Source organism: Desulfoluna sp. HI9BLuna (genome assembly GCF_056829775.1).
Window position 1 is genome coordinate 433,464 of the sequence record NZ_CP186555.1, and the last position, 21,975, is coordinate 455,438.

Sequence of the window (21,975 nt, forward strand, 5' to 3'; positions counted from 1 at the left end):
TCTCTCCTTACGGTGTTGTGGTGATAAGGGTCAACAAAGCGCTGTATCCTGCTGCCAGGGCCGTTACCACAAGCATCGGATGCCAGAACCGCTGCATCAGGTTGCATGCCTCTAAGACACGGCGTGTTACCATCGCCCCGGCAAGACCACCGGTGACAATGGGAAGTAGCGGAGGAAAGTAAAGGCCGCAAAAGGGGATCTCCATGAATGAAACGGGCATGGTTTAAACTCCACATATGGGTTCAGGTGCCTTGCAAGGCACTGGGTTTTCATTGTAGCACCACGAAAAAGGGGCATAACCTGCCCCGGCAGTTCAAAGCAGGAAGGGCATTGACAATGCCCTTCCTGCTTGAGCTGGAGATTTATCCTCCGAAAGGGTGTTCGGGCCTTTCGAAATCCATGGGCGGCACCTGAATGACGGTCGCAGCCAAAGTGTTGCGCTCTTGTGTTGAACCACCTGTAATCGATCTGTGTTGTGCTCTTTAACCAGGCCCTTCACCAACCAGTCCCGAAGACATAATGCATGATAAAGGGCCATTAGATCAGTGCTCAAGCATTGCCTTCAGGGTCGCTTAAACATCACGGAGAACCTAATTAGACGACTGATAATTAGATGTCAAATTATTTTTCAAAACATATTCCAAGCCTGGGAAAAGCAGCAGGTCCACTTGAGAAAGCTGCGAACAATACAGAACGTGTCAAGGGATTACAAGACCGGATAGGACGGAGGTTGCAGAATCGTTTGTTCGTCGGGGGATTTGGTCAGGGGTCGGGGCCAGGCTTTTTATGATTGTTGTCATTTCGTGTGTCCTTAACTGTTGCCCCGTCAATGAAAGGAACACCAAAACGCTTGCAAAACACTCCAATGGGTGCTGTTTCTTCCACCGCACGCATACCATCAAGAATAGAACGCAAGAAAAACGATAGATCCATACGTGGACAGCGCTTCCATGAGCATGAAGGAGTGAACCTCGCAGACAATCGGTGCTAATGAAACACAGGGAAATATACACCCGAGTTACCTTGTGTTGTTGTGCCCTTTTTCACCCGAGGTGTATAACACGCCCATGTCGAGCCAGATCCCTTTGTCTGTAGCAAGTTCGTCCGTTTCAGCCATGTGCTCTTTTTTAAATTGTAAAAAGTCTTTTTCGGAAAGTTGACTTACCAACCCGCGAAAGCCCCCGTTCCATATGATGTACCACCAGTCCGAGGCATCTCTTAAATAATACCCACACTCTTTCTGCTCACAGTGTATATTTTGCAATCCTGCGGCCTTAAAAAGAGTGGTGCATTGTTTTTCATTTGAAACGCCTTTCCAGGCCATGCTTGATACTTCAATACCGTACTTTGCAAGACGATTGAGAAACACATTTACAAGAGGTGTAAAGGCATTATCCGAAAATGTTGTTATAAGCACCGCACCTCCGGGTTTAACTTTACTGGCTATATGGATCAGCTGTTTTGCCAAGTCCTCAACAAAAAAAATACTGAAAGAACTCACCGCAACATCGAAATGATTATCCTTGTAATCAATCGCCTGCATATCCATTTCAACAAATGTAACATTCGGTATCCCCAGTTTATTTTTGTTTTCCATGGCCTGTGCGAGCATACCTTCTGAAAAATCTATGCCCGTCACATGTCCATCCGGCAAATCCTTGGCAAGGGCAAACGCCACATACCCAGTGCCCGTGGCCACATCAATGACATGCTCATCTCCCCTCATATTCAATAAAGAGGAGACTTCATCAGGGGCCTCAGAAAAAAACCGCATTGCCGAATGCCCATACCCAGCAGAAATAGCATTAAACGTGTTCTTGTAAGCCTCTTTCAATCCGGGGTTCTCCATCATGAGATCTCCTCGTATCATTAAGGCACAACGTAACCTTAAGGACACAACAGCAGGTTATATTGCCGAATATATGATTACCCTTCAGTGAGAGTCCACGGTTTAGTAAAGTAGGTTTCACGAACGTCAAGAGCCTTTGATTTAGCCCAGTTTTCCAACCCCATCCTGTTTATCAGGCACAAATTAAAGACCTTCATATTGTGCGGCAACTCAGCAGCCCTGTCAGCATAAGGGTGCAAATTGTCGCATGGAAAATCTTCGCAATCTCCGCAAAAATCAACTTCCTTGGTTTTAGAGCATTCATATGCAGCACAGCGATGTGAATCACCGAAGATATGCTTTTGCAATGGTATCTTGCCATCGTGATGTCGACATCCTTTGCACAGCATGATCTCAACAGGCACATTATATTCTTCGGACATTTTTTCTACAGCGGCTCTTACCTCCTCGTTTTCGCGGGCTAAATAGAAATGGCAATTAAAGCAATCGAGACCACAGGGCGCAGTCATCTGAAAATAGTCCATAAGTGATCCTCCTCATCGGCTTTGGATTCATTTTGGCAGGAAAGATTATAATCCAGCCGATAAAAATAAAGCATCCCCCATTTGGGGGATATGGATAAGATTTATGGGATAAAAAGAGCCTTTCCAGCCCAGCCCTTTTCGACACGACCAGGCGAAAGACGGGCTGATCACCTGAGTGAGCACACACACCTTTTCATGGTGGAGAGATGGACAGTGTGATAGATAAGGGAACTCTTATTGTGATCTACCGCAAGCGCATCGCTTGATATTATTTGAGATATAAACGACACAGCCTGAAAGGAGAGTTTTTTTGAAAGCAGGTAATAAATTCGTTTTTTGTATGATCGTAGCTTTCACCGTAGGTTGCACGAGCCTTCCCAGGATAAGCCCATCGAAGTGGATTGGCTATACCGAACGCGGCAAAGCCTCTTTTTACGCCATGAAGTACCAATTCAGAAAAACAGCAAGTGGTGAACGGTTCAATCAGTTATCCAAGACAGCCGCCCATAAAAGGCTTCCATTCGGATCAAAGGTCAAAGTAACAAATGTAAAAAACGGCAAAAGCGTTATCGTCAAAATCAATGACAGAGGGCCCTTTGTTAAAGGGCGTATCATTGACTTGTCCCGTTCTGCATTCAGCAATATCGGCAACACCGCTTCGGGTGTGATCAACGTCAGGATAGAAGTGATCGAATAGCCCTTGCCCCCCTACCCGACCATCCGGCGATTCGTCGATTGGTGTCCACTGGGAACTGTCTTTCTATGTGGACTCCTCAAAATCATCTTGGAGCACACAACAAAACATTCCCTGAGACACAACTTGGCTCTGCCATAAAAACCGACTATTTCAACAAGGCTAACCGCATACGTTCAGGCACTCCTTTGCAGCCCACCGCCTTGAAAACAGTGTGATTATCCGTGTTGTTCAGTAGCTCATGGGTCACAGCGACGTCAAAACCACGAAAATGCCCCCCATGTCATGGACAAGGGGGGGCAGCATTGCTTCTCCGGTGGGTATTGTGATGGGATAAAAGGGGAAAGGAAAGGCGGACATACGCATCGCTTTTCACCGAAAAATCGATGGCGCACACGGCTTCCGAAGTGTGTTGTAAAGGATGGCTTTCCCACCCTCGTGTCCGGAACGAATCCGGTTCGGTTGGAGGAAGAAAACGCTGGGGTTGGCCCTGAGGAGCGCGGGCCAACCCCCAACGGTAACCTGATGTCAAGGTAGAGCACCTTGCCGACGGAGGCATCGCTTTTATTCTTTTTCTCGTTCCCAGACTGAGCCTGGGAACGAAAGGTATCCTGATATCAGATAGTGCCCTCTCCCCTGCCCGCCGAAGGCTTGCCTTTTGCTCCACGTTGGCCGTCGAAGACGTTTCTTGTTGGCTTTATTTACCTAATCCCGCTCCACAGCCGTCATGTCCACAGTTTTCGGGTAGGTTTCATTGCCGAGGGGTTCCAGGGCGTCCAGATCCATGGGGGTGGATTCGGGAGTAAGCCAGGAACCCTTCTTTTTCAGGATATCCACGGCTTTGTTCCAGGGATAGGTGATAACCAGGGTGTCACCTGCGCCGTTGACGGAAAGGCTTGAAGGGTAACGGGTCAGCACCTTGCCCCCGAGCCATACCTGGCTCCCCAGGGGCATGGTTTCAAAGGCGGAGAGGATGTACTTGCCGTCGGTGATGTCGGCCATGTCCGTACCGAGACCGGCCACGGAAGCGATGACCATGTAGCAGGTGTTGCCCACCATGCAGGCGTCGGCGATGCCGTAGAGCTGTAGGGGATCCAGGATGTCTCCCACGGTGCTGCTGAGGTTACCTGCCACCCAGGTGATGAAATCGTCGTAGATAAAGTCCACGGTGCTGTGGATAAAGGGATCGGGATCACCGGCCAGGATCTTACCAACGTTGAGCACGGAGCAGACACCGCCCAGGTTGGTTGCCCCGGGAAGATAGACCCCGGAGGAGGTGATGTAAACCACGCTGAAATCCTCTGCAAAGAGGACCTTGACCTTGCCGTGATAGGAGAAGTCTTCATCCTCGTCTCCGGCGATGGGCGGCAGGGGAACGAGGCCTTCGTCGGTTGCCTCAAAGGGATAGATCTTGTCGGACACCCCGATGAGCAGCCTGCCGTTTGAAGAGACGCCGAAGCCGTAGTTGTAATCCCAGTGGTCTGCGTTCATGGTCAGGTCTTCGCCGAGAAATGCGCCGTCAAACCCCAGGGCCCGGATGCGGACATCCTGGATCTCGTCCCCTTTGACCATGGCATAGAGTTCGTCTCTCACGGGGTTTACCGCCAGTTTCAGGCCGATGCGGTAATAGTCGGCCCAGAACCGCTTCAGGGAAAAGCTTGCCAGACGGGACAAGGATGCTGCGTCGTAGATTTCCACCTCACAGCTGGTAAAGGCAGAGTTGCGCGTGCCCACCAGAAGCTTGGCGCCGTCGCCGGAAAGGACCATGTCCCAGATGTGACGCACCTGAAGGGTGTGTGTCTCAATGACCAGGTCCGTTGCGGTTTTGGTATCTGCGTCCACCACGCTGATCACATCGTTTCCTGTGCGACGCTGGGCGATAAAGACCTTTTTCCCATCGGCAGAGCGCACCGAAACCATGGCACACCCCGGGGTATCCAGGACAACCGGCTCAACGTTGTCGGGGTCGTTGGTGTTGAGAAGAAGGGTCTTGCCCTGGGTGCCCCCCAGGGGCAAGTTGGTGGTGGAGATAACGGCAGTGTCTTCGCGGCATCCTGCAAGGACCGCTGCGGCAAAAAGTAAAAAGGCCATGAACCATGCATGTTTTTTCATCATACCTCCCTGATATGGATAAACAGTCTGTCCGTGGCCACCGATGCAAGGGTGGCATCTTCGATACCCAAGCCGGATATGTCATCAATGGTGAGAAAATCGATCAAAAAACCGTGCATTCCATGTTGCCTTTTTGACATGCCTGTTTTTTCAGCGTAACCAGCTGTAATACCATCTTATGGACTGATCGTTTTCTCACGGAATATCCGGGCCAAAGGATCCGGCACCTGCCGTGCGGTTAAACCCGGCTACGTCGCTAGCGTGTTGCCATTGACCGGCCGGTTTTCCGTCCCGGGCTACATTTCTGCCGGAGCCAAACATCGATACATTTGATTAACGATGTTTACCACAAAACTGACCCGTGGGTCAAAATCATTTTCGTCAAAACCAACTGGTAAACCACTTGATTTTTTATGTATTCGCACAACACTCTATCTATCAAAGAAAAGCCTGACTTGAAAAAAAGCCGGACAAACATAACGAGAACAGCTTCTGAAGACCGCGAACCGACCAAAGCCCCGGGCCAGAAACTGGCGGCAACCGATCAACGGATCTGCCTGTCACTTTTTGTGTTTCAAAGGGGGATTGATAAAACGACTTAAAAGGAAAAAAGGTGGGGGTAAGGGGTTGGAAACGACGACGCCCATGGAAGGTGCATGGGCGTCGTCGGAAACAAAGAGAGTATAAAGAACCTGTCCCCTGTTTCCATTTTAGTCTTCGAGATGATCACGAAGAAACTTATCAATTTGCCTTTTTGACCGCTCAGTACTCTTGTAAGAGTATTTTTGGGCCAATTCCAAAACATCGAGATCGTCTTCAGAGATCATTTTGTTAACCTGAGCTTTCGATTTGTTACGAAACACACCCTTTCCCGTTTTATGAATACTTCTGCTCATATACTACCGGTTTCCATTTATTGATTATTATGTGTTATTCGCACAGAACGCCAAGCTAACCGGCATTTATCGTGGCGCGAGGCGACACGATAAATATCCGAGTTCAGGGCAATGTTAAGCATTGTTGTTATGAATCTGCTTGGCAGGATTCCCTGCCACAGTAACATCCGACGGAATACTTTTGGTAACAACGGCCCCCGAGCCAATTACGCATCGTTTGCCAATTGTAACTCCTGGCAATATTACGGCGTTACCTCCAATCCAGCAATCATCACCAATTGTAACTGGTTTTGCAGATTCTAATCCTTCACGTCGTCTAATAGCATCAACAGGATGGGTTGCTGTATAAACTTGCACATTTGGACCAAATAGAACATTTGATCCTATCTCAATTGGCATTACATCCAGTAAAACACAATTAAAATTGAAAAAGACTTTGCTACCAGAATAAATATTGTACCCGTAGTCACAATAAAATGGAGGCTCAATAATTATGTCTGTCGCTGAGTTTGGTAAAAGAGTGTTTAGAATACTTCGATATGTAGAATCATTTCCATATTCAGTGTAGTTGAGCCTGTGAATCAATTCACGAGCTTTCTTTCGCTCATCTAAAAGAATAGTATCAGAAGCATCATATAATTCCCCCTTCAACATTTTATCTTTTTCAGTTTTCATCACTGATACCTAATATTTTGAACTTAACACATGGCCATGCCGACCCAAAAAGCTGATAGAAACGGCCGCTGAAGTTATGAAAGACGTGGCCAGCTTTTTGGGGTCGACCTTGAGTTAATTGTTATGTTTAAGTAATTTCGACACATGTATCAAAGTATATCTCTGAGTATGAGTCACCTGTGAAACTAAGTGTGAAACGGCCAAACTCTTTTTGAGATTCTACATCTTCTGTAATTTCTATGCGCCGGGCATGTAAAATTGACATAAGCTCTTCAACATCACGAGAACCGTAAAACCGAAATGATCGAGTGTCTGAGCCATCAGAGATGGCTAAAGTAACATCAATTTCACCATCTCGAATTGGTTTTTTGATCAAAATTTCAGTCGTCTTCCAATATTCATTAAAGATAATATTCATATGATTTTAGAAACAGTCATGGTAGGAATACCGGTTGCCCAATACCCCCCACACAGATCCGGACGTGAAGTTTTCCCTCATCCGGCTCCTCGGTTGTACTCGCTTTCGCAGTCAGCAAAATAAGAGCCTTACCACCAAACTCGCTGTTGTTTTGCCGGTTGATATTTCACCACCGGATATCTCAGCTGGATCACGCTTAAAAGACTCTTCAACCTATCCCAAGTAAAACTCTTCCTTTGGCTTCGCCTATTCAGCCATTTGTACAATGCTTTCACAACGCAGCTGTACGGTACGTGCAGCGCTGACAGGTTACCCACCACACCAAAATAGTTGTAGTGGCCTTGTAGCTTCCGGTTGAGCTTGTTTATCAACAACGGTATTTTCATGTGTCGGTGTTTCTTGACGTACTCTTTCAGGGCGGCTTTCACAATTTTGAGTTTCTTTCTTGAAGTCCGCTTAAACAGCCGGGGTTTCCCCTTCTTGTCCGAACTCCAGTAAAACTCAAACCCCAAAAACGTAAAACGATTCTTCAGCCCGGGGGCAAATCGACTAAAGCGCAAGATATTCGTCTTGTCTTCTGCCACTTGCAGGTTAAACTTACCGAGTCTTTTCGGTAACACGTTGTAAAACCGCACTGCATCGCGCTGGTATTGAAAACCACAGACAAAATCATCTGCATAGCGACACAGCACTGCATCTCCCTGGCACCTAGGTTTCACCACTCTCTGAAACCAATCGTCAACGACATAGTGAAGATAAATATTAGCCAGACCGGGGGAAATACTGCCTCCTTGAGGCGTCCCCTCCTCTGGATACTGGATGCTCTGATCTTCTTCCAGTATGCCAGCCTTCAGCCATTTGTTTATCAGCCTTATGAAGCGTTTGTCATCGACCCTATGCGCCACCATTTTCAGCAGTACGTCATGATCAAGATGGTTAAAGAAACCCTTGATATCAGCCTCTACAACATATCCGAATCGTCCGAACTGCATCCTCACGGTCAAATCATCCACAGCATCTCTACCGCCACGGTTGGGCCGGTATCCATAGCTGAAAGGATAAAACGCTTGTTCATAGATCGCACTTAACAATGCCGACACCGCTGTCTGCACCAGTTTGTCTTCAATCGCTGGTATTCCCAGCGGACGAGTCTTTCCTGGAGCCTTTGGGATGTGTTTCCTCCGGACCAACTTCGCCTTGTAACTCTCCCGTTTTAATCTGCCTATCAAATCATTCAGATTTGCATCTAAATTCTTCCCGTATTCTTCATACGGTGACTTTATCCACCCCAGGTGCTGACTTTCGATTCAACTTTCGAAAGCAATAGACCAGAAGAGGCTTGTCAAGACAGCGGGACAGATCCTTGAATCTATAGTCCGGTCTTCGTTTTGCCTTGTTTGCTATTCCCCGCAGGAAGGTTGGCTCATGGTTACCCCGATCTGCTTTGTCGGGCATCAGTGGCCTGTGCGGGCTACGTACTTCCGTCATTCCCTTCCCCTTGTAACTGGCTCTCCCAATCTCTGAGTACTATGAAATGATCCGACTCCCACCCCGTCATCAGCGCTTTTCCTCTTCAAAGTACTCTACGCCTACCTGCTTTGCAGGAACTGAGGTGGGTCTCCCAAGTTCTTGAACGCATCTCTTTGTACATGCCACAGTCTGATGACTCCGGAGATCCTCCACATCCTCACCACGATACGGATGCTTCTGTATTGACTTCGGTACGCGTTAAAGCCCTCGTCGATCTCGACTTTCATTTCGAAGCTGTACCAACTCTCAGGAGCTGCGAACTCCCTACGGCCTGCACAATTCTCTGTGTACGCTTCACCTGTCTTGTTCGCTTAATTTTCATAGCTCCGCAACAGGCGCAACACTCGATACGGGTGGCGGGTTAGACCTTTCCCGGCAGGGACTTACACCCTGCAAGATGCGCCAAACTTCGCTTGGCGCTCTAACGCCGCGCTTCACCCGACGGGCGCCGAAGCGCGAAAGTGTTTGAAATATGGCGACCGACAAAAGGCGAAACAGCAAGAAAAACGACACTTGCGCCCGGTCGGCGTGGAAGCGCTTGTTCAAGAAAGCCGCTACGCGGCAAATCATTCCTCAACCGGCATAGCAAAAATCAATATCCCCGCATCCCAGCATATTTAAAACGAAAGAAAAACATCGTAGCCTTCCGGTAACTCAACCAATTCTAACCAAAGGAGACTACGATGCACGACTATTATGAAAAATCAATGCGCGCTTTGCAACTGGCAGGTTTGGGAAAGAGCACCCAAAAGGCATACACACGCGCTGTTCGTAAGCTTGTCGATTATTGTGGCAAGACGCCTGACAAAATCACGGAAGAAGAAATTGAAGCCTACTTTCTTCATCGTCGAAGCGTTGACGGATGGTCCGCCTCCACCATGGGTATCGCCCATTACGGAATCAAGTTTTTCTTCACCAATGTGTTAAAGCAAGACTTCCATCTCTTTTCTTACCTGAAGGCCAGGCGGGAAAAAAAACTGCCGTGTATCCTCAGCCGTGAGGAGGTCTTCCGCATATTGAATCATGTGACAACCCCACACAACCTGGCGTTTTATCATACGGTCTATGCATGCGGCCTCAGGTTATCCGAAGGCCTCAATCTCCGAGTTTCAGATATCGACAGCGCCCGAATGATGCTTCACGTCCATCGCGGCAAGGGGGCCAAGGATCGTTATGTGCCTTTGCCGGAACACACACTGGGTGTCCTGAGGCAATACTGGCTCAACCACCGCAACCCCACCCTGATTTTCCCTGCTCGGGGGCGTGGGAACACAGAAGCCCCCACCACCGATAAGGTCATGTCCATCGAAGGCGTGCAGGGCGCCTTCCGAAAGGCCCGATATGCAGCGGGCATCAAGAAACGCAGGGTATCCATCCATACATTGCGCCATTGTTATGCCACCCACCTGCTTGAGGCTGGAGTCAACCCGAGGGTCGTGCAACGTTACATGGGGCATAGCAACCTCGAAACCACCATGGCTTACTTCCATCTCACACAGAAAGGGATTGAAGATTCGTACCGGATCATCAATCACGTGATGAGGGGAGACAGCCATGAACAAGATATCTGAAGTCTTCCGGGAGTTCGCCCCCGAGTATCTGGATCGATTTGGGGCCTCCATGCCGAAGACCCATCGCAAAACCATCGGTGCCATCCTCTCTTGCCGAACGCAGGCCCATGGGCTGCTCTATTATGAGTGCGAAGCGTGCGGTAAAATCCATGCCTTCTATCGTTCCTGCGGGAACCGACATTGCCCGGCATGCCAAAATCATAAGGCCCGCCAGTGGATGGCTCGTCAGATCAAGCGGCAACTCCCGGGCCATCACTTCATGGTGACCTTTACGGTGCCGGAGGAGCTGCGGAATGTGATCCGCTCAAACCAGAAGGCTTGCTATGGAATGATGTTCGCGGCCTCCTCCCAAGCCATGTCAGAACTCGTGGCCAGGGGACGATGGATGACGGGTAAGGCACCGGGATTTTTTGGCGTGCTGCATACCTGGGGACGCCAGCTTCAGTATCATCCCCATATCCACTACCTGGTTCCCGGAGGCGCTGTCTCAGGCGATGGAAAGGCTTGGCACCCAACAAGCGAAGGCTTTTTGCTCCCCTACAAGGTACTGTCCGCCCTGTTCCGCAAGAAGTTTAAGGCGCTGATGGAAAAGGCTGGCCTGCTTCACAAGGTGTGCCCCGATATCTGGTTTGATGGGTTTAATGTTGACGTCGAACCCGCTGGAGGTGGCCAGGAGTGTATCAAATACCTGACGCCCTATATCTTTAAAGTCGCCATCAGCCAGAGCCGCATCGAAAAGGTCGAAGGGCGCGAGGTGACCATCACTTACAAAAAGAAAGGTTCCCGACGCCCCAGGCGACTGACACTTGAAGTGATGGAGTTCATGAGGCGCTACCTCCAGCATGTGCTCCCCACAGGGTTTATGAAAGTGCGGTATTACGGCTTTATGAGTCCGGCGTCGGTTCTCGACCTTGAAGAGGTGCGAAAACAGGTTATGGATGCCTTGCAGAGTGAGGATATCGTGCAACCACCCCAGGTCCCTGCAAAGCCATCGCTATGCAAATCCTGCGGAGGAGTGCTGAAATACGTCTGTGGTATTTATGCCTTGGATCTTCCACCTGACGAGTACGGGTGATGGGGCCTTGCCGACAAGCTGAATGTCAAAGAACTGACTTCATGCCAAAGATCAGAGCCCTTGGGGTGCGCTTTGAGGTATGGACACGCCAAAACAGGATGCACGCCGAGCCACAAAACACGAGACAAATCAGTGAAACCGATGCGACGAGTCACCACATCACGTCAATGAATCAGCTCACCTCGCAACCCGGAAGTGGGCTCCCACCTGTTTGCTGAAAAGCAATACCCTATAAGACCACCGACTACCGAAAACCGGGCTTCTTGAACAAAGGATTGATGTGACCTTCGGTCACGAGCAATCCTTAATGTTGTGCTAATCTTTATTTTGTATAATCTTCTGAAATCAGATTATAAAATGAACTATCTTCGGTATTTTCATTACATTCTGTTACCTTTTTATGGAAATTCGAACGTCCATACCTAAAAATAAAAATCATTGATAATAAATTAAAAGTTGTCACCGACAAGAAAAAGATAGCTTTTTTATTGTCTATCAGGAAATTTAAAAACGAACATTTCCCATCTAACTTACTTAAAATATACATTAACAAATCTGAATTAGACGGATATATAAACAAAATACACCATACTATAAATATATAGATACTTAACTGTATATTCAACTTGCTTACCGAGAAAGGGTAGGCTTTGATTAACCCCCTGTCCTTTTGTTCGAGGACTATCACTTTGTTGAATACTTCACCTTGCTGTTCTTTTTCTTTAAGACTAACATGTTTTTCCCAATTTTCTTGCCAATATTTGCTACCCTTTAATACTAAAATCCAAGTAAATGATGTTACAATGCCCATGCAATTAAGACAAAATAATATTATTTCTTTATTCGAATTATCGGCACTTAACACAGCAAAGTATCCAGCGAATGTTGCAGCAATAAATGCCCAAAAGTAAGTTGCTCTCTTCCAGTACAATTCAATTTCGAATTTTCTTGTATCCAATGCCGATGAAAAGGCTTTATTTAAAACCTCTTCATTAATATCAGGTAGTATCTTAATTTCAATTGGTTCGGACATATTAATTTGATTCTCTCGTTTTTTAGTGCACAACGCGTGGCTAAGCGGCCCCAAAAAGCTGAAAGGGACAGCGGTTGAAGTTACAAAAGACGTGGCCAGCTTTTTGGGGTCGGCCTTGAGCCAATTGTTATACGTCACGACTTTAGTGAATGATATCCGGTTCTTGGGATGGGCCGCACAAGTCTAAGGGGACAGTATATACTAATGGGGTATGCCCACCTGTACCACCACTTGATTTCCTTTCAACCTGAGGTTCTCCAAACCACAATGTTACATGATCTTCTGGAACAGAAGGATCACCTTCCACTCCAACCACAACAGCTGGAAGGCCATCAAACTCAACAAAATCACCTTTTTTTAGCTTCATTTTGATTTATCTTACGTATAACGCTTGAGCTTAGGGGCCGCCGAGCGAAGCGAGGGAACTGGGGCGCAGCCCCACGCGGTCCCTTTCCGGGTAGAAGCACCGGTCACCCGGCGCTCCCCCCACAGACCCGTACGTGAAGATTTCCCTCATACGGTTCCTCGGCTCAGACCCTCTTTACCGGATCATCGACCTGACAGGCGACACCCCGTCAGGCGTATAACTTTGCTACCGCATAAAATTTTATCAGAAATTATGTACGATTCTGGGGTTTGGTAAAGGGTATTTCCGTTTAAGGTCGTCGAAAAAGACATTCTTTTGACCGCCTCGTCTACTGAGCCAGTGCCTCCACGCCCTGTATAAATAACGATAAACGGCTTCAAGAGATTCGTAATTACTACGCACTCCGTAGTATTGATAGTAACCTCTAAGTTTATCACAAAGAATATTGTATTGCTCACCTATGTTGAGATGCCGGTATTCTTTGCACCATTCCCATAACCGTGACAGAGATCGTCTGAGACGTTTTCCGATAGTTTTCTTCTTTATCACCCAGTTCCCCTTCAAAGACTTGGCCCAGTAGAATGTAAATCCGAGAAAATCAAAGGTTTGAAGACCTTTCCCCGAATGATTTCTTTTCGGTTTTCCGAAGAGAGTCATTTGAGTTTTCTCCGGATGAAGTTCCAGCCCAAACTTTTTAAAACGCTTCGGCAGGACTTCCATTACCTTTAGAGCATCGTCGCGTGATTCGAAACCGAGGATAAAATCATCGGCGTATCTGACAACAAAGCACCGTGCCTTCATATGCGTACCAACTGTTTGAATCAGCCAGTCGTCAAGAACATGATGAAGAAATATATTGGAGAGAACAGGTGAGATTACGCCTCCCTGAGGCGTTCCTTTGTCAGAATATGATACGTTCTCATTTTCAAACACACCGGCTTTCAGCCATTTCCCAATAAGTTTAATGATATTTCTATCATTCACTCGTTTCTTGATCATATCGATGAGAAGCTTGTGGTCTATGTTGTCGAACAATCCTGTAATATCTGCGCTCACGATCCAGTTTACCCTACTTGACAAACAGTTTTCCCGAATCTGGCGAATAGCCATATGCTGATTGAACCCTGATCTGAATGCGTATGAAAAATCATAAAAGTTCACATCATAGATCATGGACAGCAGCGTGGCGACGGCCTTCTGGACAATCTTGTCTTCGAACGCCGGGATCCCTATCGGCCTTTTCTTGCCACCTTCCTTTTCAATCCAGATCCGCTTCACAGGGTAGGCTTTATACTTCCCCTGAATCAGCTTTGTATGCAATGTCAGCAGGTTTTGATCAAGATTCTTGCCATATTGTTCGGCGGTTATCTCGTCAACACCGGCTGATTTGCCTTTGTTAATCTCTTTATAGGATCTTTTGAGAAGATGCAGATCAATCCTGTGGGCAATGGACGAAAATACCATGCTGGGATCTCTGTCTGCCGCCAGTTTGATCTTGGCCAGTGAGGACTCCCGCACCAGAAGTGGGGGGTCAGCTGCCTTTGTTTCCAAATAGTCGATCATAAGCTGTTAAAAATTTTACTTTCCGCAATCGTCTGGTTTTCCAGTTATATGGTTTGTGTCCTCTGGGTGACTCCCATAGTTCTTACCAGACGAACGTTATACCCTGCTTCACCTTCCCTGCAGTGGGTCGCTAAGGTTTCACTTCCCCACCTTCCCGCCTGAACGTGATTCTCAGGCATCGGTACTATGATCCACTAAGACTCCCGTAAGACCATCTCAGGTTCGTTCGCTGTTAACTATCCTTACCTGATACCTTGTTCCCAAGGAATCTTACGGGTCTCCCGAGTTCCCGAACTACCTCTTTGAATACATGACCTGGTCTCAGACCCCGGTGGTGTCGCTGACTGCTTGCCGTAATAACGCAGCCAGGACTGCTGCCTTCCGTACACTCCAGAACGTCGGCTTTCCCCTGAAAACGACTCAGGTTTATCCTTAAGACCACAACTATACAAATTTTCGAGGCTCAATACAGACCCTGCATTCTTGATCCCTCCGGCTTCGGACCTCCATTGCTGGTTTTGCCCTCGGAGTTCACTACTAAACCTGCTGGCTAAGCTTTGGTTTGATGGGATTCGTTCTTAATTCCAGTGCCAAGGCAAGCCTTGCAAAGGAAAGATGTTCGCTGAGGCGACACGAGCTACCCATTAGGTAATATCAACCAATTTCGAAAGATCATTTGATCCTTATCCCAAGGTTTCGGATTTATCTCGGCACGAAAAGCGACTTGTTAGCATTTATAGATGTTAAGTAGGTTATAGGAATATATTCAGATTCTTTTGAAAGTAATTTGTAAAATTTTTCATATAAGGCTCTTTTCTTCTCTAAAAACTCAACAGTAGCGTGCGTGCATTCTCTTTTTTCATTTAACCACCAAACGAAAACTAAGTCTTCGTTTATAAGGCTAAAATCATATGATAGATTTTTGGAAATGTTTTTCAAAAAGTCAGTACTTTTTATTTTATCGCTTAGGATATATTTTGTTCTAATGCCAACTTGATCGTGTTTTTGAAAAACTTTAATCATGGAAGGAGTTGCTAACTCTTCCATGTCATCGACTACAAAAATTTTTTCAACCAGGATATTTGGTGTTCTTGATTTTAAATTTTGAATTTCTAAAGCTATATCAGCCCAATTCAGATTGTACGCAGAATCTGATTTTTCATAATTAACAGCAATATATTTTGACTTAATCCCCCATGATATATCTGTCCAGGCATCTGGAATTTTGTGTTTTGGGACTTTAACATTTGAGTATTCTAAAATTTTCAAAAATTCTATGCACTTTCGGTACAAATCACTTTCAATTGTATTCAAGAGTAACGAATGTGCTTTGCTTCTTGAAGCTACAGCCTTCATGTTTTTTGAATAAAGTGAGTACGCAAACCCTAACGAACCAATTAAAACAGATACAATCAATGATAAAACTATCAGTATGTACTCATCTTTTAGTTTAAAGTAAAAACCGCCTATAGCTATTATAAAGCCAATAAAAATAGATATTAGAATTAGTGAAAAATCAATTGGTAACTTAACTTGCTTTTGCATTCTTAAACCTTTGAAAAAATGAATATGGCAATTGGATGCTAACGCTGGAGTTTACCGGACGGGCGGCGAGAACCGATACCCGTAAACGCCTATTATTGTTTGCAAACCGAGAGTACTTAAAAAAGTGCAGCTGTAGCCCGGTCCGAGTAAAACGACTTGTTCTAAAACGTGCTTGAATTCATGATGTTTCGATAAACCAAGGCCTTGGGGACAGCTGAATGAAGAAGACCTTTCGGATTGAAAGAAAGGAATCCGACAGACGTTGAGTTGCCGCCACAGCTCACGAACATGATAGCCAGTGAACAAAAAAGAGTAACGAGCCACCCTGAAACCCAGAAAGCTGATTTTGAGGCGTTTTGGGTATTGTTTTACCCGCCCATACACTTGAGAGAAACACCGAAAAAGTTCAAAGAACGATACCCTTGGACGAAGAGGGATTGAACACAAACCCTTAAGTCTTTTGGGTTTGCGACAAGTTTTAGAACGCGCCCTTCACCGGCCGGGCGGCGAATAACGACACTGGCCTGAAGAGCGAAAATGATTGCAAAATTATAACGTTCAAAAGTGCGGCAACGTAGCCCGGTCCGAGTGGAAGGGGCTTGTTAGCTTATCTCATAATACTTAAAATGTATGAAAAAACATTTTTTTTAACTTGATTATGTTCGATATTGTCAGAGCCACAATTTTTGCAAGTTGAAGGAAGTATTAAAGCGTCACTTTTATGGTATATCCTTACACTCCAGCCACAATCTTTGCATGTCGTCTTAGTGTCAAAATTGGGTTTTATTGGCATTGTTAAAGATTTCCAACGAATTGATATTTTATTAAATTATTTCCTTTTTAGCACCACATAGCCATCGCCTTTATCTGTAATTTTATACTTTTCTCTCACAGATTTTAAACCAGTTACTCCACCAACAGCTAAGCCTATGCCTACCATTGCAGTAGCGCCACTTGTACCTACAATAACTGCTGTTGAACCTACTAAACCGGCCGTTAATGGCGCGCTTGTTCCGGCCGATGCTAATAATGCATATAGACCAGCTGCTATTGCGACTATTGCGAAAGCCCATGCAAACTGTTTAATTCCATGTATAGCAACAATCCATTTTGATAATTCTGGGTCATCAACTTCAATTTCGTCTTCACCTGAAAGAATTGCATCTTTGAATCCTACTTTAGAATTTACTCTAACCATGAAATATCTCCTCTTGTGGTTTTATAAGCTAACGCTGCTAATCAGCCGCGTGGCTTTTTGCGTCGGCTGCATTAGCCTTGTTAGCCTTTTTCATATACCTTTTCCACAACGTCAATACCGAGTATATTTTTCAATGGAACAAGCTCTATAGGAAGTTTTCCCTCAAGTGCCAAAATTGAATTGGCGTTTTGTTGAATCCCTAAAGATAACTGCATTGCTTCCAAAACAGCCTTGTATTTAACGCACTGAAATAGACCTCTTGCAAGATCTGCTTCGCTGGAAATCAAGGACTTAACCTCTACCCCTACCCAATCCTTTTTATTTTGAAAATAAACATCTATTGAATCGCCGGATGAAATCTGAAATTCAGTTTCACCATTCGCAGTGTGCGCAGGCAGACCAACAGCAGCAGGGTTTTTTGAGACATATTCTTTGAGACGCTTATGCTCATCGTTTTCACCACCGCTACGGCCACCTGAGGATGAAGCTTTATTAATTTTTTCTAAAAAATCCGACTTTATAGGTTTAAGCGATAAGGCTGACAAAACCTCTTGCCATTGTCCATAAGAAAAAATATGATTTAATTCAGCATTAACAATATCTCGCTGTTTCTTTTTACTGAGTGATGAAAAATCCTCTTTCTTTATTAGAAACCACCCGATCCCTTCACCAGGGAGACCTGTATTTTTGTTTACTACGAGACACTGAATGGGAGGAACCTTATTTTTCCACGCTTTCGATAAATTTTCCATAGTAGTGCCGATACTGCCAAGCACATAATTGAGATTTCGTGGGTTCGGAATTCCGACTTCCTCAGCCAAAGTAGAATAGTAGATTGTTGTTCCTGCCTCTGCCTGGCGAACAAGTATCGGCAAAACTTTGCAGGCTCTGGTTTGATATAATTTATCTCCCGTGATTGGCGCTGCAATTTTGGCAGTATCCATATTTTTCCTCACTGATGCTAACGCTGGAGTTTACCGGACGGGCGGTGAGAACCGACACCGGTAAACGGGTCAAATTGTTTGCAAACCGAGAGCGCTCGAAAAGTGCAGCTGTAGCCCGGTCCGAGTAAAACGACTTGTTGTAAGCCGGGCTTCAATTCAAGATACCATGAAAAACCAAGGCCTTGGAGACAACTGAATGAAGAAGCCCCTTCGAATTGAAAGAAAGGAAACCGCCAACCTTTGAGCTGCCGAAAACCCTCACGAACACGATAGTTTATAAAAAAAACCGTTGAACGAGCCACCCGAAAACCAAAAAAGCTGGTTTTGTGGCTATTATTGGCACTGTTTTGCACGAGGATACCCCTGTGACAAACAGTGGAAAAATTCAAAGAACGAAACCCTTAGGCGAAAGGGAAAGAACCACAACCCCTTACGCTTTTTGCAAGTGCCGATAAGGCTTACAACGTAAAGCTAACGGGCCGGGCGGCGAAAGGCGGCACAGACCAGAAAGCGAAAGTGTTTGAAAAATAGAACCGCTTGGGACTGGACAGCTGTAGCCCGGTCCTAGTTAAGCGCCATGTTATGTGCCGCTAAAAACCATGAAACTATCGTTTTTACAATAAAAAACGATGGCCTCATTTATTTGCTCAATCGATGCTTTTGGATTTTGAAATAATACATTGTCAATTACATCTTGTATTAATTCATCACGATATAATAACCACCAGCCTTTATTTACGACTTTTTGAGGAAAAACTTCTTTGTAGTTCTCTTCTTCGATTATTTGAGGATAATCTCCGATAAAAATCAAATCGTCAACTTTTGGGTGTTCTTCATTTTTATTTTCCCAATAAACACAATAACTATCACTTGAATATCGATCCTTCGGCTTTCTATAGATCTCATATTCAATAATATCGCTTAACTTAATAAATGAATTCAATTCCATAGTATTTATTCCAAGCACATAACATTGTGAATACCCCGACAGTTTTCCGTGTATCACCTATATAAAAAGGACTTTTGTCCGGGGTATCGGGTATTAAGCGATACAACGTGGAAAAATTGATAGGGGTATTTTCCATGTTTTGAAGTTCAATACTACCGAACAACGTTTCCAGTTATTTTTGATGAGATCATATTTCGTACTACAAAGCAAGTTTAGATTGACATCAGCCAAGACCACGTTGTAATCATTGATAAATTCATTTTTAATCTGTTTACCAACAATCCTCTGGGGGTATTGATACACCCCGATTAGATCTTCTACTTTTTGGTTTTAATACGGCGATACCCGGAAATTTTTCCACTTTTGGTCGTGGATATGCACACGTTTCCATATTCACGCCTTAATACCCTGTTTTAAAACTGGTTCGCACACTACCTATTCACAAAGGAGTGACACATGGAACCCTTCCGGCCCGACCCCAACCTGAGGCTGCTCGATCAAGTTCTACAAGTCCTTCGCTACCACCAATACGCCCACTCCACGCAAAAAAACTACTGCAAATGGATCCGGCATTACATCGGATTCCATGGAAACCGTCATCCCTCCACCATGGGCAAAGCGGAAATCGAAGGATTTCTTTCGTACCTTGCCGAAAAGAGGCAGGTCTCTGCATCAACACAGAAACAAGCCCTCAATGGAATCGTGTTCCTCTACAAGCGCGTTCTCCTACTCCCTGTGGACGAATCCCTCGACCCGATCCGGGCAAAAAAGCAACGACGAATCCCAGTGGTCCTCTGCCAGAACGAAGTGCAAACGGTACTCTACAACATGGAGGGAACCCACCGACTCATGGCACGATTGATGTACGGAAGCGGCCTTCGCCTCATGGAGTGCATTCGCCTGCGGATCAAAGACATCGATTTCTCACAAGGAAAGATTTACGTCTACATGGGGAAAGGAAAAAAGGATCGGGTAACGATTTTCCCCATCTCCATCCGAGAGGAGATACATCATCATGTACAAAGGGTGCTGGATCTTCACAAAAAGGACCTGAATGAAGGCTACGGCCGGGTCTATATACCTCCGGCACTTTTACGAAAATACCCTTCTTCGGACACAGAGCCCGGCTGGCAATACGCCTTTCCGTCACGGAAGCTATCAATTGACCCTGAAACTCGCGTTAAACGCCGCCACCATGTCCAAGAATCAGGCCTACAGAAAGCGGTCAAACGAGCGGTAAAGAAGGGCGGGATCATCAAACCCGCAACCCCACATACGTTCAGACACTCCTTTGCAACCCACCTCCTTGAAAACGGGGTGAATATTCGTGTTGTTCAGGAACTCATGGGTCACAGCGACGTCAAAACTACGGAGATCTACACTCATGTCATGGACAAAGGAATTCACAGCATTGCATCTCCATTGGATAGCGTGATGGAAAAAATGAGCTTATAAGGAAGCGGATATAGGGTTTCCAGTTGCCACCACCTGGCCGCCGGGGGCTTTTTGGGGCATTTTTATTTTTAGCCTGTAACCAAGGCATTGGAAGCGGCGTCGCCCGGAAAGGTACATGGGCGACGCCGTAACAGAAAGGAAAGGGTGAAGGGAGGATGCCTATCGGCGTCCCTTGGGCTTGCCGGCTTTTCCTCCCCTGGACGGGCGGGAGCCGGGCTTAGGGTTTCCGTTGCCCCGGGGGCTGTTTGCCTTACCGGAGCCGGTGCGGTTTTTCGTTTTGGTGGCGGCTTTTTTGCCGGAGCCACTGGATTTTGCCTTGCGGGACCGGGACTCCTGCTTTGCGGTTTTGCGCTTCTCCACGATCTCTTTCAGCTCTTTGTCTACCTTTTTCTTGCCGCCGCCGGTGCTGCCCGGGCGGTAGAGCACAAAATCCGGCACCTCGTGGCCCTGGGTGTAGCCGTCCACATGGGCCACGGGAAGCTTGCGCTTGAGAAAGGCTTCGATGGCCTCAAGGAAGGGCACCTCCTCGGCACCCACAAGGGAGATGGCCAGACCCTTTTCTCCGGCCCGGCCCGTACGGCCGATGCGGTGGACGTAATCTTCGGGGATCTTGGGCATGTCGTAGTTGACCACACAGGGCAAGCCGCTGATATCAAGGCCCCTGGCAGCCACGTCCGTTGCCGTGAGGACCTGGATGCCGCCCTCTTTGAACTCCTGGAGGGTTCGGTTCCTGACGGACTGGCTCATGTTGCCGTGAAGGGCGGCCGACGGGATCCCCCGCTCCATGAGCTTGTCCCGAAGCTTGTTGGCCCCGTGCTTGGTGCGGCAAAAGGCCAAAACCCGGGACCAGCGGCCCTTGGTGATCAGGTGGACAAGAAGCGCCCGCTTGTTGGACCTGTCCACGGTGTGAACCCGCTGATCCACGGCGTCTGCTGCCGCTTTTTCTGGGGAGACCTCGATCTGGGCGGGGTTCGTGAGCATCCGGGAGGCGAGCTCGCGGATCTCCGGGGTATAGGTGGCGGAAAAGAGCATGGTGCGGCGCTCTTCGGGCAACAGCTCCAGGACCTGGGAGATCTCCTGACTGAAGCCCAGATCCAGCATGCGGTCGGCTTCGTCAAAGACGAGGAACTCGATGTCCATGAGCTTTACGTGCCGCTGGATGGCAAGGTCCAGCAAGCGTCCGGGCGTGGCCACCAGAATGTCCACCCCGCGTTTAAGACGGGTGATCTGAGGATGAATACCCACCCCGCCGTACACCACGGTGCATCGCAGGGAGACACGCCGGGCATAGCCTTTGATGCACTCCCCCACCTGAAGGGCCAGTTCCCGCGTGGGGGCCAGGACCAGGGCGCGGGGATGCCTGCCGTAGCCCTTTTTCTGACCCAGGATCTCCACCAGGGGCAGTGCAAAGGCGTCGGTCTTGCCCGTGCCGGTCTGGGCCCGGGCAAGGATATCCTGCCCTTCGAGGATCACGGGCACAGCCCTCTCCTGGATGGGGGTGGGCTGGGCATAGCCCTTGTCGCTTATGGCTTTCAGCAGTTCGGCACGAAGGCCAAGTCGATCAAATGACATCTCGT

General features: G+C 47.1%; 19 protein-coding genes. 4 read left to right on the forward strand and 15 right to left on the reverse strand.

What is annotated here, in order from left to right; genetic code table 11:
* Window positions 1-7 precede the first annotated feature (7 nt).
* The 3 genes from ACOYW0_RS01560 to ACOYW0_RS01570 all read right to left on the reverse strand — a co-directional run bounded on the left by ACOYW0_RS01560 (window position 8) and on the right by ACOYW0_RS01570 (window position 2,373).
* Entirely contained in the window at window positions 8-220 is a 213-nt protein-coding gene (locus ACOYW0_RS01560; RefSeq protein ID WP_482416834.1) for a DUF1656 domain-containing protein, read from the reverse strand.
* A gap of 798 nt (window positions 221-1,018) precedes the next feature.
* Window positions 1,019-1,852 (reverse strand): class I SAM-dependent methyltransferase, encoded by an 834-nt coding sequence (locus ACOYW0_RS01565; RefSeq protein ID WP_482416835.1) that lies wholly within the window; start codon window positions 1,850-1,852, stop codon window positions 1,019-1,021.
* Window positions 1,853-1,926: 74 nt separating this feature from the next.
* A complete protein-coding gene (locus ACOYW0_RS01570; RefSeq protein ID WP_482416836.1) occupies window positions 1,927-2,373 on the reverse strand; it encodes a DUF3795 domain-containing protein in 447 nt (148 codons plus the stop codon).
* A gap of 310 nt (window positions 2,374-2,683) precedes the next feature.
* Here ACOYW0_RS01570 and ACOYW0_RS01575 point away from each other — a divergent pair, with 310 nt between their 5' ends.
* On the forward strand, window positions 2,684-3,070 hold the full coding sequence (locus tag ACOYW0_RS01575; protein WP_482416837.1) for a septal ring lytic transglycosylase RlpA family protein: 387 nt from the start codon (window positions 2,684-2,686) through the stop codon (window positions 3,068-3,070).
* Window positions 3,071-3,772: 702 nt separating this feature from the next.
* Here ACOYW0_RS01575 and ACOYW0_RS01580 read toward each other — a convergent pair.
* The 4 genes from ACOYW0_RS01580 to ltrA (ACOYW0_RS01595) all read right to left on the reverse strand — a co-directional run bounded on the left by ACOYW0_RS01580 (window position 3,773) and on the right by ltrA (ACOYW0_RS01595) (window position 8,475).
* The gene (locus ACOYW0_RS01580) at window positions 3,773-5,182 is read right to left on the reverse strand and encodes a hypothetical protein (protein ID WP_482416838.1); all 1,410 of its coding nucleotides are present in this window, start codon (window positions 5,180-5,182) and stop codon (window positions 3,773-3,775) included.
* Between the two features lie 1,007 nt (window positions 5,183-6,189).
* Window positions 6,190-6,750, reverse strand: coding sequence for a sugar O-acetyltransferase (locus ACOYW0_RS01585; protein WP_482416839.1), 561 nt, complete (start codon window positions 6,748-6,750; stop codon window positions 6,190-6,192).
* Window positions 6,751-6,877: 127 nt separating this feature from the next.
* On the reverse strand, window positions 6,878-7,168 hold the full coding sequence (locus tag ACOYW0_RS01590) for a hypothetical protein (protein ID WP_482416840.1): 291 nt from the start codon (window positions 7,166-7,168) through the stop codon (window positions 6,878-6,880).
* Between the two features lie 128 nt (window positions 7,169-7,296).
* Entirely contained in the window at window positions 7,297-8,475 is a 1,179-nt protein-coding gene (gene ltrA, locus ACOYW0_RS01595; RefSeq protein WP_482418813.1) for a group II intron reverse transcriptase/maturase, read from the reverse strand.
* A gap of 906 nt (window positions 8,476-9,381) precedes the next feature.
* On the opposite strand from ltrA (ACOYW0_RS01595), the gene ACOYW0_RS01600 reads away from it, so the two are divergent.
* Window positions 9,382-10,269 carry a site-specific integrase gene (locus ACOYW0_RS01600; protein WP_482416841.1) on the forward strand — a complete coding sequence of 296 codons (888 nt, stop codon included), beginning with the start codon at window positions 9,382-9,384 and terminating at the stop codon, window positions 10,267-10,269.
* On the forward strand, window positions 10,253-11,344 hold the full coding sequence (locus tag ACOYW0_RS01605) for an IS91 family transposase (RefSeq protein WP_482416842.1): 1,092 nt from the start codon (window positions 10,253-10,255) through the stop codon (window positions 11,342-11,344). Before ACOYW0_RS01600 ends, ACOYW0_RS01605 begins: the two co-directional genes overlap by 17 nt.
* Window positions 11,345-11,666: 322 nt before the next feature.
* Here ACOYW0_RS01605 and ACOYW0_RS01610 read toward each other — a convergent pair whose 3' ends face one another.
* The 7 genes from ACOYW0_RS01610 to ACOYW0_RS01640 form a co-directional block, all read right to left on the reverse strand.
* Window positions 11,667-12,377, reverse strand: coding sequence for a RipA family octameric membrane protein (locus ACOYW0_RS01610; RefSeq protein WP_482416843.1), 711 nt, complete (start codon window positions 12,375-12,377; stop codon window positions 11,667-11,669).
* A 142-nt stretch (window positions 12,378-12,519) separates the two neighbouring features.
* Window positions 12,520-12,744: a hypothetical protein gene (locus ACOYW0_RS01615; RefSeq protein ID WP_482416844.1), complete on the reverse strand. Its 225-nt coding sequence runs from the start codon at window positions 12,742-12,744 to the stop codon at window positions 12,520-12,522.
* A gap of 243 nt (window positions 12,745-12,987) precedes the next feature.
* Window positions 12,988-14,307: a group II intron reverse transcriptase/maturase gene (ltrA, locus tag ACOYW0_RS01620; RefSeq protein WP_482416845.1), complete on the reverse strand. Its 1,320-nt coding sequence runs from the start codon at window positions 14,305-14,307 to the stop codon at window positions 12,988-12,990.
* A 702-nt stretch (window positions 14,308-15,009) separates the two neighbouring features.
* Window positions 15,010-15,852, reverse strand: a complete 843-nt coding sequence (locus ACOYW0_RS01625; RefSeq protein WP_482416846.1) for a hypothetical protein — start codon at window positions 15,850-15,852, stop codon at window positions 15,010-15,012.
* 829 nt (window positions 15,853-16,681) lie between these two features.
* Window positions 16,682-17,050 carry a hypothetical protein gene (locus tag ACOYW0_RS01630; RefSeq protein ID WP_482416847.1) on the reverse strand — a complete coding sequence of 123 codons (369 nt, stop codon included), beginning with the start codon at window positions 17,048-17,050 and terminating at the stop codon, window positions 16,682-16,684.
* 80 nt (window positions 17,051-17,130) lie between these two features.
* Window positions 17,131-17,994 carry a hypothetical protein gene (locus tag ACOYW0_RS01635; protein ID WP_482416848.1) on the reverse strand — a complete coding sequence of 288 codons (864 nt, stop codon included), beginning with the start codon at window positions 17,992-17,994 and terminating at the stop codon, window positions 17,131-17,133.
* A gap of 580 nt (window positions 17,995-18,574) precedes the next feature.
* Entirely contained in the window at window positions 18,575-18,943 is a 369-nt protein-coding gene (locus ACOYW0_RS01640) for a DUF7716 domain-containing protein (protein ID WP_482416849.1), read from the reverse strand.
* Between the two features lie 456 nt (window positions 18,944-19,399).
* Between ACOYW0_RS01640 and ACOYW0_RS01645 the strand changes: the two genes are divergently transcribed.
* Entirely contained in the window at window positions 19,400-20,398 is a 999-nt protein-coding gene (locus tag ACOYW0_RS01645; RefSeq protein WP_482416850.1) for an integron integrase, read from the forward strand.
* A gap of 159 nt (window positions 20,399-20,557) precedes the next feature.
* Here ACOYW0_RS01645 and ACOYW0_RS01650 read toward each other — a convergent pair whose 3' ends face one another.
* On the reverse strand, window positions 20,558-21,970 hold the full coding sequence (locus tag ACOYW0_RS01650; protein WP_482416851.1) for a DEAD/DEAH box helicase: 1,413 nt from the start codon (window positions 21,968-21,970) through the stop codon (window positions 20,558-20,560).
* Window positions 21,971-21,975: the final 5 nt, after the last annotated feature.

Coding starts and splice junctions, on each gene's coding strand:
- ACOYW0_RS01560 (WP_482416834.1), bottom strand. CDS start 220: ATGCCCGTTTCATTCATGGAGATCCCCTTTTGCGGCCTTTACTTTCCT.
- ACOYW0_RS01565 (WP_482416835.1), bottom strand. CDS start 1,852: ATGATGGAGAACCCCGGATTGAAAGAGGCTTACAAGAACACGTTTAAT.
- ACOYW0_RS01570 (WP_482416836.1), bottom strand. CDS start 2,373: ATGGACTATTTTCAGATGACTGCGCCCTGTGGTCTCGATTGCTTTAAT.
- ACOYW0_RS01580 (WP_482416838.1), bottom strand. CDS start 5,182: ATGATGAAAAAACATGCATGGTTCATGGCCTTTTTACTTTTTGCCGCA.
- ACOYW0_RS01585 (WP_482416839.1), bottom strand. CDS start 6,750: ATGAAAACTGAAAAAGATAAAATGTTGAAGGGGGAATTATATGATGCT.
- ACOYW0_RS01590 (WP_482416840.1), bottom strand. CDS start 7,168: ATGAATATTATCTTTAATGAATATTGGAAGACGACTGAAATTTTGATC.
- ACOYW0_RS01600 (WP_482416841.1), top strand. CDS start 9,382: ATGCACGACTATTATGAAAAATCAATGCGCGCTTTGCAACTGGCAGGT.
- ACOYW0_RS01605 (WP_482416842.1), top strand. CDS start 10,253: ATGAACAAGATATCTGAAGTCTTCCGGGAGTTCGCCCCCGAGTATCTG.
- ACOYW0_RS01610 (WP_482416843.1), bottom strand. CDS start 12,377: ATGTCCGAACCAATTGAAATTAAGATACTACCTGATATTAATGAAGAG.
- ACOYW0_RS01615 (WP_482416844.1), bottom strand. CDS start 12,744: ATGAAGCTAAAAAAAGGTGATTTTGTTGAGTTTGATGGCCTTCCAGCT.
- ltrA (WP_482416845.1), bottom strand. CDS start 14,307: ATGATCGACTATTTGGAAACAAAGGCAGCTGACCCCCCACTTCTGGTG.
- ACOYW0_RS01625 (WP_482416846.1), bottom strand. CDS start 15,852: ATGCAAAAGCAAGTTAAGTTACCAATTGATTTTTCACTAATTCTAATA.
- ACOYW0_RS01630 (WP_482416847.1), bottom strand. CDS start 17,050: ATGGTTAGAGTAAATTCTAAAGTAGGATTCAAAGATGCAATTCTTTCA.
- ACOYW0_RS01635 (WP_482416848.1), bottom strand. CDS start 17,994: ATGGATACTGCCAAAATTGCAGCGCCAATCACGGGAGATAAATTATAT.
- ACOYW0_RS01640 (WP_482416849.1), bottom strand. CDS start 18,943: ATGGAATTGAATTCATTTATTAAGTTAAGCGATATTATTGAATATGAG.
- ACOYW0_RS01645 (WP_482416850.1), top strand. CDS start 19,400: ATGGAACCCTTCCGGCCCGACCCCAACCTGAGGCTGCTCGATCAAGTT.
- ACOYW0_RS01650 (WP_482416851.1), bottom strand. CDS start 21,970: ATGTCATTTGATCGACTTGGCCTTCGTGCCGAACTGCTGAAAGCCATA.